We start from the raw sequence: 19,282 nt of genomic DNA, 5'->3' as shown, positions 1-19,282 counted from the left end.
ATGCACGGTTATTCGTTCACACTGAAATCCGCTCAACTCACGGCCCTTTCCGTGGGTATCTTGTGGTGGGCAGATCGCAAACTTCTGTGTGTGTCAGACCTGCATCTTGGCAAATCCGAACGGATGGCGCGGCGCGGCGGCGCACTGCTGCCCCCTTACGAAAACAAAGATACGCTCACCCGATTGGCCACCGCAGTCAATGCGCTCGACCCTGTTACGGTCATTTGTTTGGGTGACAGTTTTGACGACCTCGAAGCTCTTGATGCGCTGAACGACGAAGATCACCAAACCCTCGCCACAATGATGAGCGGACGCCGCTGGATCTGGATCGAAGGCAACCATGATGCGGGTCCTGTAAACATCGGTGGCACCCATCTGGCAGAATTTGAAACCGGCCCACTGCGGTTTCGCCACATCGCCATCGCAGGCGCATCAGGCGAGGTTTCGGGCCATTATCACCCCAAATCCAGTGTAAAGCTAAAGGCAGGCACCCTGTCCCGTCCTTGTTTCCTGCTGGATGAAAACCGCGTCATCCTGCCAGCGTTTGGCTCTTACACGGGTGGACTAAAATCAACTGATCCTGCTTTCGATCCGTTGTTTTCCGCGCAAGCCTTGGCCGTTTTGACAGGATCACAAGCCTTACCAACACCAAAGCCTCACACGGTCACTTCACAAAGTCGTTAGTGTACACTTGAAATGCTGCATTTGCAGCATACGTCAAAGTCACGGGACACATGCTGCCCCGACGGATTGATCGTTTCGAGTAGTTCGCGCAGGAATATGCGCAGTCAATCCAACGGTAAAAGAGTTATTGAGTACGAGTACAAACAAGGCGTCAGAGCTGCTCTGACGCCTTGTTTTCATTTCAGCGTTTGCGGGTCAGCTTACACTGTCAGCCCTGTCGGCTCTTCCAGCCCATGCGCCCGACAGCACGCTGTAACTGTGTTCGCCAACAGGCACGCAATGGTCATCGGGCCCACACCACCTGGAACAGGTGTAATCGCCGCCGCATTTTCCGCTGCGGTTGCAAATTCCACATCGCCCAGCAGCTTTGTTTTGCCTGGCTTGTCTGGATGCGGAATGCGGGTAATGCCCACATCGATAACCGTCGCGCCTGGTTTGACCCACTCGCCTTTAACCATCTCTGCGCGACCAACAGCCGCCACAAGGATATCTGCCTTGCGACACACATCCGCGAGGTCTTTGGTCCGCGAATGCGCGATTGTCACCGTGCAGTTTTCACCCAACAACAATTGCGCCATCGGTTTGCCGAACAGGTTTGAACGGCCCACAACAACGGCATCCATACCTGACATGTTGCCAACCTGATCCCGCAACAGCATCAAGCATCCAAGCGGCGTACAGGACACAAGGCCCTTCTCCCCGCTGGCAAGCAAACCCGCGTTTACCACGCTCAGGCCGTCCACGTCTTTGTTCGGATCAATACGGGCCACAACACGGCGCTCGTTCAGATGATCCGGCACAGGGAACTGACACAGAATACCGTGTACTGTCGGGTCTTCGTTCAACTGATCAATCAGTGCGAACAGATCTTCTTCGGACACGTCCGCGGGCAGTTTATGCTCAAACGATGCCATGCCCACTTCAACGGTCTGTTTGTGCTTTGCAGCCACATATACTTCGGATGCCGGGTCTTCACCCACCAAGACCACAGCCAAACCAGGTGTGATGCCGTGATCTTTTTTCAAACGCTCTACATGCTCTGCCACTTGGGCGCGCACGTCGCCAGCAAACGCTTTGCCGTCAATCGTTTTGCCTGTCATTTAAATCTCTCCTTAATAGCAAAAAGGGGGCAAACTCTGCCCCCTTCGTATTCTGTCTAACGACTTAGAACAAACCTTCGATTTGGCCGTCGTCGTTCAGGTGGATCGCTTCTGCGGATGGAACCCGTGGCAGACCTGGCATGGTCATGATTTCACCACAGACAACCACAACAAACCCAGCACCCGCGCTAAGGCGAACTTCACGCACTGGAACAGAATGGCCTGTCGGCGCGCCGCGCAGGTTTGGATCGGTTGAGAAAGAGTACTGTGTTTTCGCCATACATACTGGCAAATGGCCGTAACCTTGCTCTTCCCACAACTTCAGCTGATCGCGGATTTTCTTGTCCGCCAGTACTTCGTCAGCATGGTAGATGCGTTTCGCGATTGTCTCTACTTTCTCAAACAGACCCATTTCATCTGGGTAAATCGGAGAGAACTGTGATTGGCCGCTGTCTGCGATTTCAGCAACACGTTTCGCCAAATCAGCAGAGCCTTTGGACCCGAATTCCCAGTGCTGAGATACGATTGCTTCGGAACCGTGATCCGCAACGTAGTCTTTAACCGCCTGAACCTCGGCTTCAGTGTCTGTCACAAAGTGGTTGATCGCAACCACAACAGGCACACCGAATGATTTCAGGTTGGAAATGTGACGACCCAAGTTCGGGCAACCTGCCTGAACAGCCGCAACATTTTCTTCGCCGAGATCCGCTTTGGCCACGCCACCGTTCATTTTCATCGCACGAACAGTTGCAACCAGAACCACACAATCAGGGGACAGGCCTGCTTTGCGACACTTGATGTTCAGGAACTTCTCAGCACCCAGATCAGCACCAAAGCCAGCTTCTGTCACAACGTAATCCGCCAATTTCAGCGCAGTTGTTGTTGCGATAACAGAGTTACAGCCGTGTGCGATGTTCGCAAATGGGCCACCGTGTACAAATGCTGGGTTGTTTTCCAGTGTCTGCACAAGGTTTGGCTGCATCGCGTCTTTCAGCAGAACAGTCATCGCGCCATCGGCTTTGATGTCGCGTGCGAACACTGGGGAACGGTCACGGCGATACGCCACGATCATGTCACCAAGACGTGTTTGCAGGTCTTTCAGGTCTTTTGCCAAGCACAAGATCGCCATAACTTCAGACGCCACTGTGATGTCAAAGCCAGCTTCCCGTGGGAAACCGTTTGCAACGCCACCAAGGGATGCAGTGATCTGACGCAGGGCACGGTCGTTCATGTCAACAACGCGCTTCCACTGAACACGACGTACGTCGATTTCCAGCTCGTTACCCCAATAAATGTGGTTGTCGATCATCGCGGACAGCAAAGAGTGTGCAGATGTGATCGCGTGAAAGTCACCTGTAAAGTGCAGGTTCATATCTTCCATCGGAACAACTTGGGCGTAACCGCCACCTGCCGCGCCACCCTTCATCCCGAAGTTCGGGCCGAGGGACGCTTCGCGGATACAAACACAGGCGTTTTTGCCAATTGCGTTCAGGCCATCGCCCAAACCAACAGTTGTTGTTGTTTTACCTTCACCAGCTGGTGTTGGGTTGATCGCTGTCACGAGGATCAGCTTACCGTCTTTTTTGTCTTGAACAGAGTTGATCAGGCTTTGGCTGACCTTAGCTTTGTCGTGGCCGTATGGCAGCAGATCGTCAGAGCTGATGTTCAATTTCGCGCCGATTTCTTGGATCGGACGCTTTTTTGCCTCGCGGGCGATTTCGATGTCAGTTTTATAAGCCATGTGGCAAGACCCCTGTTGGTTTGGTGTGCAATGGAATACTCTGCCCGTTCTATGCCCAAATTTAGGCCACCAAAGCACGGGTAAAAACGACAATTTCCCAGTCGTTATCGCCGCTCTCGATCACACAATGATCAAAATCGCCATGAAATGGTTAAATTGCGCCAGTTACGCCCGATGTGGGGCCCAAGCCCGCTGATCTGGCACATGCAAAGTCAGGGAATCGCCCACTGCCAACGGCCCCTCGCGTTCCACCCATGCGGTGACACCACGCCGATCTTTACAGGCCGATTTCAACAACTTTCCTTTGCCTGGATGAAGGGGTTCCAACGCCTCTTTTCCCGGATACATACAGGGGCGGTTTTCCATATCAATCACCAGTGTCGTACCCGCTGCATTCTGTAATCGGCTGGATGGCGGGACATGGGTGAAATCTGGCAACCCTTTCACCATAATACTCGCCCCCATCCATTCTGGGCGTATCACATCCACGCCAACTTCGACGGCAGCCAACGCCATTTCTTCTTCGCTGATAATCGAAAACTGCCGCACGTTACGGATTTCAGTGCCCACAGGAAACTGGTCCTTTACCCGCACACAGGATGCACGCGTCAGCCCTCCATGATCCTCGCCCGCAAACCCAGCATAACTCGCAAACGCCTCACGCAACGGCTCTGATGCCAGCGCAGCTTCTCGGCTTTTGACAAGCCCAAGGTATACGATTTCGCATGTGTATTCTGTAGGCAAAAGGGCAGGCATAGAAAGGTCCAATCAGGTTGATCAATTTGGAACCACAGTCGCACAAAAGAAAAGACCCGCGCAATGCACGGGTCGTTTCAATTTGTGTCGCATATCATCACGTCTTGTGATGACCACCGATTAAGCGGGATCAGGTTCCATATCACCCTTTGGCGTCGCCTTAGGCTTTTTGGTTTTCGGAATGGCCGCAACGCTTGGAGCATTGCCACTATCGCTGCCTGTTGAATCGTCATCTGGATTCACGGGCGGCAAACCTTTGATAACGCGTTCAATCTCTTCACCTGTCAGCGTTTCATACTCCAACAGACCCTGCGCAAGCAGTTCGAACTCTTCGTTCTTGTCTTGCAGGATTTTGAACGCACGGTCATAGCCTTCGTCGATGATCCGCTTCACTTCGCTTTCGATCAGCTCTTTTGTCGCTGCAGAAACCGAAAACCCGCCTGCACCGCCATTGGCTTGATACCCTTCGGCAGCTTCTTGGTAATCAATGTTACCAACCAGATCAGACATGCCGTACCGCATTACCATCGACCGTGCCATATGGCTGGCCTGCATGATATCGCCCACAGGGCCAGAGGACACGGAATCCTCGCCGTACTTCAAAATTTCCGCCGCTTTGCCTGCCATTGTCATGGCAATGCGTTCTTCGGCTTCGTTCTTGAACAGCTGCAATTTGTCCATCTCTGGCAGGCTCATCACCATACCCAGCGCACCACCGCGTGGGATGATCGTCGCTTTGTAGACAGGATCGCAATTTGGCAGGGTGATCCCCACAATTGCGTGGCCCGCTTCGTGATAGGCTGTTTTTTCTTTTTGGTCATCGGTCAAAACCATGGAGCGACGCTCTGCGCCCATCATCACTTTGTCTTTGGCCTGTTCGAAATCTTCCATCGTCACAAACCGCTTGCCGGTGCGCGCAGCCCGCAATGCGGCCTCGTTCACAAGGTTGGCAAGGTCCGCACCCGAAAACCCAGGAGTCCCGCGAGCAATAATGCGCAGATCCACATCAGGACCCAACGGCGTTTTGCGCGCGTGTACATCCAAAATTTTCTTACGGCCTTTGATGTCTGGATTTGGAACCTGAACCTGGCGGTCAAAACGGCCAGGGCGCAACAGCGCAGGGTCCAGAACATCCTTACGGTTGGTCGCCGCGATGATGATCACGCCTTCATTGGCTTCAAAACCATCCATCTCAACCAACAACTGGTTCAACGTTTGCTCGCGCTCGTCGTTGCCCCCGCCGTAACCCGCACCACGATGGCGGCCCACAGCGTCGATTTCGTCGATAAACAGAATACACGGCGCATTCTTTTTCGCCTGTTCAAACATATCGCGCACACGGGACGCACCCACACCCACGAACATTTCAACAAAGTCAGAACCTGAAATCGTAAAGAACGGCACACCCGCTTCGCCAGCAATCGCACGCGCCAGCAATGTTTTACCTGTACCGGGAGGGCCCTCAAGCAGCGCGCCTTTTGGAATTTTACCGCCAAGACGGCTAAACTTCTGCGGATCGCGCAGGAATTCGACGATCTCTTCCAACTCGTCTTTGGCTTCGTCGATACCTGCCACATCATCAAACGTGACACGCCCATGACGTTCGTTCAGCAGCTTTGCCTTGGATTTCCCAAAGCCCATCGCACCACCGCGACCGCCACCTTGCATACGGTTCATAAAGAAGATCCAAACACCAATCAGTACAAGGAACGGCAACCACAAAGACATGGCAGATAAAAAGCCAGATTGCTCTTGTGATTTCACATTCACATTCACGCCTGCATCAATCAGTTGATTGGTCAGCTCGTCGCTTTCCATCGCGGCGCGCGGCTGAATGGTTTGGAATTTATTGCCATCTTTGTTTGTGATGGTGATCAACTCACCGTCCATCTGAACCTCGGCAACCGAGCCATCTTCAACGGATTTCACAAATTCAGAATACGTCAGCTGATCTTCATTGCTTGATCCGCCGCTCGTGCTGAACATTTGGAACAAAGCAAAAATAAGCAGGAATAGAACGACCCAAAAAGCCAGATTTCTGGAATTTCCCAAAACGGTTCTCCTCAAGGCGCATTACGCGCTAGATTTCTTAACGAAGTGTTACCGAGAATATAAGCTCCCAGCGTCGTGTTTCAATGCGACAGGATCGACGAATAGAAACTTTCAGGCCCCTCGCGGAGCCAGCACTTGCAAGACCCGTGTGTATCCACAAAAGGGGCCGACTTCAATTCGTTAATGTACCATAAAGACGGCGAAGATAGCAGGGCATTTCTGTGCTCGGCGGTATCACGCCAATGGGGAAATTTGGCCAATCCTGCCTCACCCAAGGGGCGCCACTCCCCGACCGCTGTCTCACAGTCCCAGCGATGATCAAACGATTGTGATGCGGCATCGCTAGGGGGGATCGCAGACGCCTCGCGGCTAATCTCAACGATTCCCTGCCGCGCCTCGCTCATCAAACACCCACTCAAACTATGCGCCCGCCCTTGCGTCACCGCCGCCAAAGCCAATTTCAATGCCGCCAATCTCGGTCGATACTCGCGATGCGCCACCCACCGCAAACAATGGGCCAACAATCGCAACTGCACCTCTTCAGAATGTTTCCCGGCTTCATGAACAGACCAACGCACTGATCCAATGTCACGGGGAACAACCACCGCCTGTGCTGCATCAAATGTCATCTGCTCTAACGCAGTTCGCGCCGTCCTTAACCGATCCGTTGTATCGGCCAAAACATCCACATCAATTCCTGTTTCTGCCAGCAATGCCAATGCCTTACGTATTTTCACCCGATCAAAGCGATCATCCTCATTGCTCGGATCATCCACCCACGTCAGACCACGCTCCAACAGCATCTCGCGCAATACATCGCGCCGCTCTCGCAACAATGGGCGCAACCATAATACACCGTCTTTAACAACCGCTGGGGCCATGCCTGACAGCCCATCAACCCCACTGCCCCGCTTCAGGCGCAACAGAAACGTTTCTGCTTGGTCATCTCGCGTATGCCCTGTTGCCACAGCCACCAAACGGTGCTCCTTGGCCCAAGCGCCAATCAAATTATGGCGGGCCCGCCGTGCCGCATCTTGGGTGTTGCCGCTGTGCTGCCCATCCCAACGCAAAATTGTATGATCAACGCCCAACGATCCACACAGGCTTGCAACACCCTCGGCCTCATCCGCGGCCTCATTCCGCAACCCATGATCCACCGTCACCGCAGCAACCGTCCGACCGTGTTGCACCGCCCAATCTGCGGCCAAAACCAACAAAGCAACCGAATCGCTGCCCCCAGAAACGGCCACACCAATTGGGCCGTCGGCCACATCTTCCATAAATGTCGAAAAGGCGCAGGTCACACCCGCAAACCGTGTGTCTTAGGAACAGCCAAGCGCATCACGTTCTGCCGCAGCCTCGGCCAAGATCGGCGCAGAAGGATAGCGGATTGGCACTTCGGACAGCATCAAACACGCCTCTTCGATCTGGCCCAATTCGCGCAGTGAAATACCCAGACGGAACAGCGCATCAGGCGCTTTGGTCCCCTGCGGCGACCCACTGAAACTCTCAAGGAAACTGCGCGCCGCAGCGCCCCAATCGCCCAATCCAGCTTGTGATGCCCCTTTCCAGTAGTGCGCCTCGCCCGTCAGCGGGCCGCCTGGGAAATTGGTCACCAACGTATCAAACTGGCTGCTTGCGCTGGCGAAATCTTCCGCTTGAAACGCGGCCATCGCCCGTTGAAAGGTGACCTTCTCGCTCTGCGTCGCACCAGATGTATCAACCGCACCAGTGTCTGTCGCGCTTACGGTTGGGGTTTGCGTTACACTGCCACCCTGACGGTTCGGGATTTTCCCACCCAGCGGTGCAGTGCGATCCAAACTGCCGATATCACAGCCCGCTTCCAATTCGCACAACCGAAACTCCAAATCGCCCACACGGTTTGTCCCGTCTGACACGATGGTTTCGATCCAGTTTTGTTTCTGTTCAATCGCACCTGTGATACGGCGCACCTCCGCTTCCAGCGCATCAATACGTTGCAAGGCAGGGCCATTGTTTGTGGTCTGCGCCGCACTGCCTGTTGTGGACAACTCCCGCTTCAGGTTCACGATCTCGGCGTAAACAAACTCCAACTCCTGACGGATATCCGCCAAGGTTTGCTCATCCTGCGCATGCGCGGCCAGCGGCGACAAAACCACCGCCATCAAAACGGCACTCACTGCGTTTCGCATAAAAACCCGCATCTTTGTTCTCCAAATACTCAAAATCCGCCGCTTGCCTTACACACAAACGGCGGACCTAATGTGATCAGCCCGACAGGCCTGCCGCAACCAAAGTCACCGCACGGCGGTTTTTAGACCAGCATTCTTCGGTGGAACACACCGCCAACGGGCGTTCTTTACCGTATGTCACGATGTCGATGCGATTGGCGGCAATACCACGGCTCACCAAATAGTCCCGCACTGCATTGGCCCGACGGGCCCCCAGCGCAAGGTTGTATTCCCGCGTGCCCTGCTCATCGGCATGGCCTTCGATTGTGGTGGTGTAGCTTGTGTTGGCCAACAACCAACCAGCCTGACCGTCCAGCGTTTGAATGGCGTCTGGTGTCAGCGTGCTTTGATCCACTTGGAACAAAACACGGTCTCCGATTGTCTGGTTGAAATACGCAACGGATGTTGGGTCATTCGCCCCCACAAGGTTCGGGTCAACACCGTTCACCCCATTGCCACCAGCGCCATCAGCACCGTTATTGCGGAAATCCTGACACGCCGTCAGCGCCAGCACACAGGCCAAGGCCATACCCATCTTTGTTATTGTCATCTGCTCATCCTTTCGCATGAAACGCATCTCTTGTGCGCTTATTCATTCTATAACAGGTAATCCCCCGATTGGGAATCAACCTTACTCCAGCAACCCTGACCACGCGGGATCAGACCCGAATGTCGGCGTTGCCACCTTCTTTAAAAACTGTCCTGTGACATCCACGGAAAACAGGCTCGGCGCACCATCCGACCCCTGTGTTTCACGGAAAAACATAATCACACGGCCATTGGGGGACCATGTTGGCCCCTCATCCAGAAACGACCCCGTCAGCAGCTTTTCTTGGCTGCCATCGGTGCGCATCACACCAATATGGAACCGCCCACCGCTGATATTGGTAAACGCAATCATGTCTCCACGCGGTGACCAAACTGGTGTCCCATAGCGTCCTGTGCCAAAGCTGATCCGCTGGGCTGGTCCGCCATTGGCTGGCATCACGTAAATCTGCTGTCCGCCACCACGGTCACTTTCGAACACAATCTGGCTGCCATCGGGGGAATAACTCGGCGCGGTATCAATGGCCGATGTATTGGTCAGCTGCGTCTTTTGCCCTGTGGCAATGTCAAACGAATACAAATCCGATTTCGCGCCGCTGGACAGCGACATCACAACCTTGCGCCCATCTGGGCTAAACCGCGGTGCAAAGGTCATGTTGCGCTCACTGTCCAAAACACGGCGTGACAGCGTATCAACGTTCATCAAAAACACTTGCGGCACACCTGTTTCATAACTGGTGTAAATAATCTCGCGGGCATTGGGCGAAAACCGTGGGGCCAGAACGATATCATCACTGCCCGTCAAATACCGCGTGTTCGCCCCGTCATAATCCATCACCGCAAGGCGCTTTTTCCGATCATTCTTCGGGCCTTCTTCCGCGATATAGACAACGCGGCTGTCAAAATACGGGTCTTCCCCTGTCAGACGCGCATAAACCTGATCCGCCACTTTATGGCTCATCCGCCGCCAGCTCTGACTACTCGCAGCGAATTGCAATCCAAGCAGGGTTTCCTGGCCAAACACATCAAACAGACGGAACTTAACCACCATCTGATTGTCATCTGTCAGGCTCACCGCGCCGGTAATCAAGGCTTGCGCGTTAATCGCCTTCCAATCCGGAAAGGACACAGGGGCGTTGAAATTGGTCACACTGCCGATATAGGCCGCTGGATCAATGTTGCGAAACAGGCCAGAGCCAACCAAATCGCTCGTCACCACTTGCGTCAACTGTTGCGCAAAGGCTTCTGCACCTGCGTTTTCCGCCACAAACCCAGGGATCGCGATCGGCATCGGCTCAATGATGCCTTCGGTGATCTCAATGCGCAGCGGCCCATTTTCTTGGGCCTGCGCTGGCACACCCAGCATCACCGCCGCAATCATCAGTTTCAGGAATTGTTTCATCATCTCACCACCATGTTCTGGGGATTAAACGTCACTTCAATCTGACGCCATTGTTCATATTTGTCTTTTGGCAAGCTGTAAGGCGCACATCGGATCAACGCCCGTCTCCCTGCCTCATAGGCTTGTTTCACAACGCCTTGTGGGCTGCCTGACGGGCTAATCAATGTGGGACCATCTGTAATCCGACCTTGCTCGTTCAATTCCACCAGCAATGTCACCTTTAAATCAGCCGCGTTTTGCACGCCGATTGGCGGGTTCCAACACTCTTGAACCGCCAGCACCAACGCACCCTTTTCACGACCTGTCAGCGGCGGGCCACTCGGTTTGGATGCTTCGGCTTGCGCCGCTTTTAACGCTGCCTCAATCGCTTCGGCTTCGGCCTTTTTCGCAGCTTCTTTCGCGGCTTTATCTGCAGCGATTTTGTCCGCTGCGGCCTTTTCAGCTGCCGCCTTGCGGGCTTGTGCCTTTTGCACAATATCCGAAGGCCGCCCTTTGGGACGCGCAGATTTCACTGGCGCAGCAGAATCTGGATCAACGTCATCCGCCTCAGTCACAATCTCTGTTGTGCTTTCAGGCTTTGCCGCTTCTTCTGTTTCTTCAGGCTTGACCTCAGCGGGCTCTTCGCTTGGCTGTGTCTGTTCCACAGTCTCTTCTGAGCGTTCCGCATCTGTTGGCGGCTTTTCCACCACCTCATCTGAAATGCGCGGCGCAGGGCGCGCTTTGGGCCGCAACAAGGCCAAACGCTCAGGGTCCACCTGCCCGCTTTGATCAACCTCTGCTTCGCGTGCATCAGGGGCCACAACTTCGCTGCCCGTGGCCTCTTGTGTCACTGCCCCTTCGGGAACCTCTGGCTCTGCTGGGGTTGTTTCCAATTCGGGCGTCGGCTCTGGCTCGGCAATTTCTTGCACCTCTGGCTCAACAGGCTCTTGAACAACGTCTTCCACAGGCTCGGTTTCAATTGGCACATCAACCACAGGCTCAGGCTGAGCCAACTCAGATTGCTGGGGCTCGTCCACATTGGGATTGGGCGCGGTGGACATCAGTCCATCAAACGCCTCTGCCGAGATTATAGACACCTCGGAAATCTGAATCGCTTTGCTGTCATCCGCATCGAACAAGGGCCCACCGAAAACGGCTAACCCAATCAATGCGCCATGCGCGCCCAGTGATATTTTGGTGCCTGTCTCCAAGACCGATCCCTACTCCACCACGCTCGCATCAGTTCCATCCAGCCGTGGACCACCCCCATCGGTAACCAAGCCAATGTTGCGAAACCCGCCAGCATTCAACGCGCCCATAATTTCCATCACAGTGGAATACGGCACCGATCCATCCGCACGCAAAAACACCTTGTCGTCTTCCCGCTCTGCCGCAATGGCACGCAGTTTCGGGATCAGCGTTTCGCGTTCAATTTCCACGGATTGCAGAACCAGCGTACCATCCGCCGCCACGGCCAACGCCAACGGCTCTTCTTGTTCTTGAGGCAAGGACGTGGCTGCCGTTTTGGGCAACTCAATCGGCACACCCACGGTTAACAACGGCGCGGCGACCATAAAGATGATCAACAGCACCAACATCACATCCACAAATGGCGTAACGTTGATTTCCGCCATCGGTTTGCGTTTCCCGTGGCTGCGGCGGCCTTTACGACCCCCTCCGCCACCACCACTTGCCATGACTGGTCCCATATCAGCTGTCCAACTGACGCGACAGAATGGTCGCAAATTCGTCGGCAAAACTGTCATAGCCGCTGATCAACCGATCCGCATCTGTGCTCAGCTTGTTATAGAAAATAACCGCTGGGATCGCTGCCAACAGACCAAGCGCCGTTGCAACCAATGCTTCGGCAATACCAGGGGCTACAACCGCCAAATCCGTATTTTGCTGGATGGCGATTTCCTCGAACGAATGCTTGATCCCCCAAACGGTGCCGAACAACCCCACAAACGGCGCAATCGCCCCCACGGTGGCCAAGAATGTCAGACCATTGTTCAACTTTTCGCTTTCACGATTGATCGCAACATCCATGGACCGATCAATCCGCGCCTGTGCGCCTGCAATCAAATTGCCGTCACTGCGATGCGACCGCCGCCATTCTGTCATGCCAGCCGCGAAAATTCGCTCCGCGCCACCCCTGGGTTCTGGCCCCAACCGATCAAACAGCTCATCCAGTGGATCACCAGACCAAAACGCACGATCAAACTGATCGCTGTCTTTCTTGGCAATTCGATAATTAATGAACTTCTGAATAATGATCCCCCAACTCCAAACGGAGGCAAAGATCAAAATCAGCATCACGATTTTCACCGTGATCGTTGCACGAAGGAACAGCGCAAGCATCGAAAAATCGACTTCTTGCACTGCGGCGAGTGTTTCAGTTTCCATATGTCCGCCCGACTTTATTTTACGCTGCCTGATACCGCTGTTTGCCAGCGGCGTTTTTGTTAGCTGCAAATATAGTCATTGGACGCAGAAAAAACACCATTTCTTTGCGCCTTAAGCGGTCAAATGTGCGTTAAAGCGCCAGTTGTGCGCGAATTTCTGCTGGCAGGCGGATCACGCGGCCTGCGCCATTCATGCAAATCACTGTAATCTTTGATGAAAACAGCATTTCATCACCACGGAAGACATCTTGCTCAAACAACAACTGCGCTCCCGATAATTGTTGCAGTTTTGTAGCAATCCGCAACTCATCATCCATTTTCGCAGGTTTAAGATAGGTCGCATCCACGTGGCGCACCGCAAAAACCAACCCGTCGCCTTCTTTCATGGAGTTCTGGTCGATCCCTGCTTCGCGCACCATCGTGCTGCGCGCCCGTTCAATAAATTTCAGGTAATTGGCGTAATACACGATCCCCGCAAGGTCCGTGTCCTCGTAATACACCCGAACATGAAACTCATGCCTCATCTTCAATATCCGCCAGCAACTTCATCGCCCGCGCGGACACCCGCAACGCATGTGACGGGTCCTCGCTCGCTGCGGGCAAGGCAGGATCATAGGCCGCCCGTACCACCGCCGCATATTCAGGTTTCACGATGCACAGATTGTTCGCCTTGATCATTGCAATGGGGGATTGTGCGTCAAACGCAGTTTCGGAAAACGTCAAAAGCGACTGAAACGTTTCGCTGGTCCCGAGCGTTTGCAACGACAACGCTTCCGTTGCAGCATCCACGCGGATCATCACAACACACAGCTGAATGGCCCCGTCTTTATCAAACGCAAATGTGCGATACCGCGACGCCTCCTGCGCCTTCAACGCCGCAATGGTTCCGTCAAAATTCGGAACAAGTTTATCGAGGTTCGGAATCCCCGTCATCTCGTCCCATTCACGACAGAAAAACCACATGAAGTTCGCACCCAGCTCTGGGTCCGTTTCCGCCAAAGGCGCCCCCGTGATCCCCACCGTCATAGAAATCGCATCCTTCAAATGCGGCAAGCTTTCATCCCCCACCCCAAAAACCACAGGCGCAAGAGGACGCCCCCAACGGGCAAAGTGATAGGTCTGGTCGGGAGACGTAAAAAGACGAGCGGGATTTTCAGCGATATTGATCATGGGTGGTATTTAGACGCCTCGCTCCCGGTTTTGAAGGGCCAGATTGGATTGGGGCAATCAGCTTTGCCTATTTCACCAAGTTTAACACAACAACCCGCCAATAATGGACGAGATAATGTGACATAAGACACAAGCCCTCGGAACGATCCAATGACGCGGTTTCTTCGTCAGTCAATGCTTTCAACCAAGGCTTATGTCCACCCGCTAAAATCGCACGATGATGCGCGCACTCTGCGTTTATCACTGCGACGGACCGATCGACGGAGCTTTTTCGAATGAATCTGATTATCTCCGTAACATCATCCGAAGTGTCATTCGCGAATGCCCTCATCTCCTCCAAGATAATTGAAACGTTTTCACGATGGCAGGCTGCTTCACCAAGGCTACTTTGCAAGACAGTTTTAGATGGGTCGATAACAAAACAAGCGGTGCTAGCTATCTCAAAACACGCCTGCGCCTTCTCAAGCGCGGTCACTTCTGTGACATCATGTAAACAAGTCAGGGCGCTTCGAACTGTGTGTTCCTGCGACAATACCTTTTCGGGCATCCAAATGTTCGCACAAATAAGAAAAACAATAACATTTCTAATACTTTTCATTTTGTCCTCGTCAACGTTCCCCCAATATCCTCAAAACATCTCCCCTTGCTCCCCTGTCTGCTTCGGCGCATCCAGCCCCAAATGCGCCCAAGCCTTCGCCGCCAGTATCCGCCCCCGCGGCGTGCGTTGGATCAACCCCTGCTGCAACAAATACGGCTCAATCACTTCCTCCACCGCATCTCGCGCCTCGCTCAACGCCGCGCACATGGTCTCCACCCCCACGGGGCCACCCGCGTAATTCTCCGCAATCATCCGCAAATACCGCCGATCCGCGCTATCCAGCCCCAAATGATCCACGCCAAGCCGCGTGAGCGAGCGATCCGCCAATTCCTGCGTCACTGTCCCATCACTCTCAACAACCGCAAAATCCACCACACGGCGCAGCAACCGCCCCGCAATCCGCGGCGTGCCCCGCGCCCGTTTGGCTATCTCCAGCGCCCCATCAGGTGTGGCATTCGCCCCCATCAACCGTGCCCCACGCTCCACAATGGAACACAACTCCGCCACCGTATAAAACTCGAGCCGCGTGGGGATTCCAAACCGATCCCGCAAAGGCGTCGTCAACAGCCCGAGCCGCGTCGTCGCCCCCACCAGCGTAAAGGGTTGCAAATCAATCCGAACCGTCCGCGCCGCTGGTCCTTCACCAATCACCAAATCCAGCTCGAAATCCTCAAGCGCAGGATAAAGCACCTCTTCCACCGCAGGGTTCAGCCGATGAATTTCGTCAATGAACAACACATCCCGCTCATCCAAATTTGTCAGGATCGCCGCCAAATCCCCCGCCTTGGCCAGCACAGGACCCGAGGTCATCCGAAAATTCACCCCCAACTCCTTACTGATAATCTGCGCCAAAGTCGTCTTGCCCAGCCCAGGTGGCCCATAAAACAATGTATGATCCATGGCTTGGCCACGCATCTTCGCGCTCTCGATGAACACCTTCAGATTGGCCCGCGCCTCCGCCTGCCCCGTAAACTCATCCAGCGATTGCGGCCTGAGCGCCCGATCAAAATCTTCAGGCTTCCCCGCCGCCCGCACATCCGATGTGTCGTCAAATTCAGTCATGTATTCAGCCCAAACTCTCGTGTGTGCAAACGATTAATCCAACTCATCTCTAAAGCAATCACATCTTCAGGCAACATATCTGGCGACACCCGCTCTAAAATTGAAAATACGAAATCCGCTGGGTTTAACTCCGCCAAACGCACGGCAGCGCCGTGATCTCGCGCAACATGGGTTTGCCAGCGGCCAAGCAAATTATTTTGCCCATAAGCAGAACCAACATACCGCTGACCCGATGGGTGGTGGAGAATATGATAAATCCCCCTCCACTCGCGAAGTTGGGCTTGCGCTGCAGGTCCAAGACCTCGCACTTCGGGCCCAGAAAGATTGATAGTCCTCCAGTCACCGAGCGCCGCGTCCAAGATACTGTGGCGATGTAGCGCGACAACCTGCGCATTAAGATTCTCCGCATGGCGAATGTAAACGGGCGTTAAAAGGGGTGCGATCACCAAACGCTCACAATACTCGGTTAAATATTGCGTGAGCCGCAAATCAAACCATCGCGGATATTCCTCTCCAAAATCGCAAGGAACGGCAAAATTCTGATTAATCTCAACGACCTCTGGCAATCGGCGCAATTCATCAGAAGCACGACGTTGCGATCCCATGTTTTCGTAAAGACCACAAAACAAACAATCACCCAACTCATCTGCAATGAAAACAGCACTATACCGACGTCGACTAAGCGTCTCGCTCGCGCGTGGTGAATGACTGCTCTGAAACACCTCAAACAAATCACGGCGCACTGCAAACATGGATCGCAGCTTGCGTCGGGTTGCGGGATTGCCTGGACAATGCAACAAAACAGTGCACTGGGCAGGGTCAATGCCAACGTCGGTCAAAAGTTGGTTAAACCCAATCAAAGTCTTGGCTTCTTCTGGCCAAAAATATCCTCGCCGAAGGCGAAATCCATCCTCATCAAATCACCCCTTCGGCGCCAACAACCGCAGCGCCGCCTTAATCAACGCCCCACTGTCCGCACTTGGCATATCTCCAGAGGCTTTCGCTACGGCACTCGCCGCGTCGCCGTGCCCATAACCAAGGTTCACCAACGCAGACAAGGCATCCGCCTGCGCGCCTGCGGCCGCAACTCCCGAAGATGGGGTCGCGTTGCCTTGGGCTGCGGGAGGCGTGGTCATTGGTGGGTCAATAACCACATCATCATCCGCTTCAACCACTTCGGCCCCTTGCGCCCCCATGGCAATCACAGACGCGGCCTTATCTTTCAATTCTACAACAATCCGTTGAGCCAATTTTGGCCCCACACCCGGTGCGGCCTTCACCGCCGCCACATCCCCAAGGGTGATCGCACGGCTCACACCATCCACACCCAGCGTTCCTGCAATGGCCAAACCAACCTTCGCCCCGACCCCCTGAACAGAGGTCAGCAACCGATGCCACTCCTTCTCTCCAAGCGTCAGAAACCCGAACAGCTGCAAATTGTCCTCGCGCACCAACAAATCCGTATACAGCGCCACAATACCACCCTTTGCGGGCAAAGCGCTTAATGTGCGCTCCGAACAATACACCAAATACCCAACGCCCTGCACATCCACCAAAACATGATCGACGGCCTTGTAATCCACGCGCCCTGTTATCTTGCCAATCATGCCGCACCCGCCTTTGCCACAGCCGCGTCAAGCCGCCCTGCAAACCGCGCGTGATGCGCATGACACAGCGCAATTGCCAACGCGTCCGCCGCATCTGGCCCTGCGGGTTCCACGCCCTTTAACTGCATCTTTACCATGTGCAACACCTGTCCTTTGTCCGCATGACCCACACCAACCACGACCTTTTTCACCGCATTTGGCGCATATTCCGCCACGCAGAGCCCGTGTTGCGCAGGGACCAACAGACAAATCCCCCGCGCTTGGCCCAGCTTCAGCGTGCCAGCACCGTCTTTGTTTACAAACGTTTGCTCCACCGCCGCCGTATCTGGCTTATATTCCCGCAAAACCGCGTCCAATTGTGTGTGCAATTCCAACAACCGATCCGCCAACGCGCCCTTGTTCGATGATTTGCAAACACCATTGCCCACATGGGCAACTTTGCTGCCCGCCACATCAACAATGCCCCATCCGAGGTTTCGAAGCCCTGGATCAATTCCAATCACCCGCATGCCTGTCCTGCCCTTTGGTCTTTTGCGTTCAGTAGCACGAAACGAGAACAAAAGTCAGCGGAAATCGACGTTCTTTGACAATTTTCCTAACACATCCCTAACGCCGACACGTCCAAACAGACGTGTCACCGTTGAGGATTTGTTTACGAACTTTCATACAAAGCCCCCCAATGGCCCCATCACAAACGGCAACGCCACCACCAATACCAATCCTGCACGGCCCCGCTACAACGTGGAATCCACCCGTTTTCGCAGAATGTGATTCTGCCGCACGCCGGACAACAACCGCAATTCCGTCCCATCCGGAGCCTCACAAACGTCCGATTCCCCTCTGCTCAGATCACAGACTGTTGCGAAAATCCCTCAATCAACGAGGTCCCACCAGTTTTCCTCAAAAGATGCCCCTAGGTCAGCAAAAATAATGTGGCACAACACGCAGTTTGAAAACGACATATCATCTCATTTATTCGTCGCTTTTCAACTGATTATCGCCCAATTCCGCCCTCTTGAACCAGCTATGCAAAAACTTCATTTCGGGTATGCAAATTCAACATTTGAAACTGGTCAACCTCCCTCCTAAATGATCCTCAACAACCGACGCTGATGCGTCAAAAACACAAACGACGCTTGCGTCACACCACTAAGGAATACGACCATGGCTCTTGCTCCAAACACCCGTCCGGCTCCTTTCGGCGCCATCGCAACATTGAACTTTGTTAACCTGTTCGAAAATGTTGTTGCTTCCGTTTCCAACTGGAACGCAAAGCGTAAAACACAAAACATTCTGGCAGCTTTGTCTGACCGTGAACTGGCTGACATTGGCCTGTCCCGCGCAGATTTGGACAACCTGCCATCCCACTTCTAAAGAAGTGACGAAACAGGTGCGTGGTTTTCCTCCCTGTTGACACGCACCTTATACGCGAACGGGCGCTGATCTGGCCCTCCCTCCAGATCAGCACCGCGCAAACAGAAAAGACCGCAGTCCTCCCACTGCGGTCTTTTTTGTGTCTTGAGTATAAAAGGTGGGGTTACAGAACTTTGTCCTGCACAAAGGCCATAACAGGATCACGCCACAACAGTTTTGCGGCGATCTTTGCTGTATCATCCCCCTCGGCCAAATTGGCCACACGTTGGTCAAACCCGTCAGGGCCCAATTCGTTCTCCATAACAACTTTGGCCACGGTTAGCGTGCCGTAACAAAACACCGCGATCATCGCGATCTTGAGCCATGGCATACGCAACTTGCCAGCCAGAGCTTTTTTCAGCTTATACCGTTTCGTCGGCTTAAACTCTGGATCAACCCGATGGACGCGCTGTTCGAACGTTTTCAAATCTTCGGTCTTTGGCGGCATGTTCCGAATTCCTTTTGCAATCTGATCCACCCCATCCCCAAAAGGGGATCGGGCGACTTGCACTTCTGGCGCTTTCTCGCACATACACGCGAGCCACGCAGCAATCACA

21 protein-coding genes are annotated in these 19,282 nt (G+C 54.0%); 2 read left to right on the top strand and 19 right to left on the bottom strand.

Annotation, left to right across the window (positions count from 1 at the left end):
* Nucleotides 1-684, top strand: coding sequence for a ligase-associated DNA damage response endonuclease PdeM (gene pdeM / locus QBD29_RS05350; RefSeq protein ID WP_280100283.1), 684 nt, complete (start codon nucleotides 1-3; stop codon nucleotides 682-684).
* A 200-nt stretch (nucleotides 685-884) separates the two neighbouring features.
* Here the strand turns inward: pdeM and folD are convergent, their stop codons facing one another.
* The 18 genes from folD to ruvC form a co-directional block, all read right to left on the bottom strand.
* Entirely contained in the window at nucleotides 885-1,784 is a 900-nt protein-coding gene (folD, locus tag QBD29_RS05345) for a bifunctional methylenetetrahydrofolate dehydrogenase/methenyltetrahydrofolate cyclohydrolase FolD (protein WP_280100282.1), read from the bottom strand.
* 64 nt (nucleotides 1,785-1,848) lie between these two features.
* On the bottom strand, nucleotides 1,849-3,525 hold the full coding sequence (locus QBD29_RS05340; protein WP_280100281.1) for a formate--tetrahydrofolate ligase: 1,677 nt from the start codon (nucleotides 3,523-3,525) through the stop codon (nucleotides 1,849-1,851).
* A gap of 165 nt (nucleotides 3,526-3,690) precedes the next feature.
* Nucleotides 3,691-4,281: a sulfurase gene (locus QBD29_RS05335; RefSeq protein ID WP_280100280.1), complete on the bottom strand. Its 591-nt coding sequence runs from the start codon at nucleotides 4,279-4,281 to the stop codon at nucleotides 3,691-3,693.
* A gap of 120 nt (nucleotides 4,282-4,401) precedes the next feature.
* The gene (ftsH, locus tag QBD29_RS05330; protein ID WP_280100279.1) at nucleotides 4,402-6,333 is read right to left on the bottom strand and encodes an ATP-dependent zinc metalloprotease FtsH; all 1,932 of its coding nucleotides are present in this window, start codon (nucleotides 6,331-6,333) and stop codon (nucleotides 4,402-4,404) included.
* 80 nt (nucleotides 6,334-6,413) lie between these two features.
* A complete protein-coding gene (gene tilS, locus QBD29_RS05325) occupies nucleotides 6,414-7,604 on the bottom strand; it encodes a tRNA lysidine(34) synthetase TilS (RefSeq protein WP_280100278.1) in 1,191 nt (396 codons plus the stop codon).
* A 51-nt stretch (nucleotides 7,605-7,655) separates the two neighbouring features.
* The gene (gene ybgF / locus QBD29_RS05320) at nucleotides 7,656-8,516 is read right to left on the bottom strand and encodes a tol-pal system protein YbgF (protein ID WP_280100277.1); all 861 of its coding nucleotides are present in this window, start codon (nucleotides 8,514-8,516) and stop codon (nucleotides 7,656-7,658) included.
* A gap of 64 nt (nucleotides 8,517-8,580) precedes the next feature.
* Nucleotides 8,581-9,093 (bottom strand): peptidoglycan-associated lipoprotein Pal, encoded by a 513-nt coding sequence (pal, locus tag QBD29_RS05315; RefSeq protein ID WP_280100276.1) that lies wholly within the window; start codon nucleotides 9,091-9,093, stop codon nucleotides 8,581-8,583.
* Nucleotides 9,094-9,174: 81 nt separating this feature from the next.
* Nucleotides 9,175-10,494, bottom strand: a complete 1,320-nt coding sequence (tolB, locus tag QBD29_RS05310; RefSeq protein WP_280100275.1) for a Tol-Pal system beta propeller repeat protein TolB — start codon at nucleotides 10,492-10,494, stop codon at nucleotides 9,175-9,177.
* A complete protein-coding gene (locus QBD29_RS05305; protein WP_280100274.1) occupies nucleotides 10,491-11,681 on the bottom strand; it encodes a hypothetical protein in 1,191 nt (396 codons plus the stop codon). Before QBD29_RS05305 ends, tolB begins: the two co-directional genes overlap by 4 nt.
* Nucleotides 11,682-11,690: 9 nt before the next feature.
* Nucleotides 11,691-12,179 carry a protein TolR gene (tolR, locus tag QBD29_RS05300; protein ID WP_280100273.1) on the bottom strand — a complete coding sequence of 163 codons (489 nt, stop codon included), beginning with the start codon at nucleotides 12,177-12,179 and terminating at the stop codon, nucleotides 11,691-11,693.
* Nucleotide 12,180: 1 nt separating this feature from the next.
* Complete coding sequence (tolQ, locus tag QBD29_RS05295) at nucleotides 12,181-12,876, bottom strand: protein TolQ (protein ID WP_280100272.1); 696 nt, start codon at nucleotides 12,874-12,876, stop codon at nucleotides 12,181-12,183.
* Between the two features lie 130 nt (nucleotides 12,877-13,006).
* Nucleotides 13,007-13,399 (bottom strand): tol-pal system-associated acyl-CoA thioesterase, encoded by a 393-nt coding sequence (ybgC, locus tag QBD29_RS05290; protein ID WP_280100271.1) that lies wholly within the window; start codon nucleotides 13,397-13,399, stop codon nucleotides 13,007-13,009.
* Nucleotides 13,389-14,045 carry a hypothetical protein gene (locus QBD29_RS05285; protein WP_280100270.1) on the bottom strand — a complete coding sequence of 219 codons (657 nt, stop codon included), beginning with the start codon at nucleotides 14,043-14,045 and terminating at the stop codon, nucleotides 13,389-13,391. Before QBD29_RS05285 ends, ybgC begins: the two co-directional genes overlap by 11 nt.
* A 67-nt stretch (nucleotides 14,046-14,112) precedes the next feature.
* Nucleotides 14,113-14,643 (bottom strand): hypothetical protein, encoded by a 531-nt coding sequence (locus tag QBD29_RS05280; RefSeq protein WP_280100269.1) that lies wholly within the window; start codon nucleotides 14,641-14,643, stop codon nucleotides 14,113-14,115.
* 30 nt (nucleotides 14,644-14,673) lie between these two features.
* Nucleotides 14,674-15,705 carry a Holliday junction branch migration DNA helicase RuvB gene (gene ruvB, locus QBD29_RS05275; RefSeq protein WP_280100268.1) on the bottom strand — a complete coding sequence of 344 codons (1,032 nt, stop codon included), beginning with the start codon at nucleotides 15,703-15,705 and terminating at the stop codon, nucleotides 14,674-14,676.
* Complete coding sequence (locus tag QBD29_RS05270; protein ID WP_280100267.1) at nucleotides 15,702-16,448, bottom strand: GIY-YIG nuclease family protein; 747 nt, start codon at nucleotides 16,446-16,448, stop codon at nucleotides 15,702-15,704. Before QBD29_RS05270 ends, ruvB begins: the two co-directional genes overlap by 4 nt.
* Nucleotides 16,449-16,625: 177 nt before the next feature.
* Nucleotides 16,626-17,312, bottom strand: a complete 687-nt coding sequence (gene ruvA / locus QBD29_RS05265; protein ID WP_280100266.1) for a Holliday junction branch migration protein RuvA — start codon at nucleotides 17,310-17,312, stop codon at nucleotides 16,626-16,628.
* Nucleotides 17,309-17,821, bottom strand: coding sequence for a crossover junction endodeoxyribonuclease RuvC (gene ruvC / locus QBD29_RS05260; protein ID WP_280100265.1), 513 nt, complete (start codon nucleotides 17,819-17,821; stop codon nucleotides 17,309-17,311). The genes ruvA and ruvC overlap by 4 nt, the downstream gene beginning before the upstream one ends.
* A 655-nt stretch (nucleotides 17,822-18,476) precedes the next feature.
* Here ruvC and QBD29_RS05255 point away from each other — a divergent pair.
* Nucleotides 18,477-18,686, top strand: a complete 210-nt coding sequence (locus QBD29_RS05255) for a DUF1127 domain-containing protein (protein WP_280100264.1) — start codon at nucleotides 18,477-18,479, stop codon at nucleotides 18,684-18,686.
* Nucleotides 18,687-18,849: 163 nt separating this feature from the next.
* Here the strand turns inward: QBD29_RS05255 and QBD29_RS05250 are convergent, their stop codons facing one another.
* A complete protein-coding gene (locus QBD29_RS05250; RefSeq protein WP_280100263.1) occupies nucleotides 18,850-19,257 on the bottom strand; it encodes a hypothetical protein in 408 nt (135 codons plus the stop codon).
* Nucleotides 19,258-19,282 lie beyond the last annotated feature (25 nt).

Origin of the sequence: Amylibacter sp. IMCC11727 (assembly GCF_029854195.1) — a bacterium.
Lineage (GTDB): Bacteria > Pseudomonadota > Alphaproteobacteria > Rhodobacterales > Rhodobacteraceae > Amylibacter.
The sequence above is the reverse complement of the archived record's forward strand: the minus strand, read 5'-3'. Positions and strand labels throughout refer to the sequence as shown.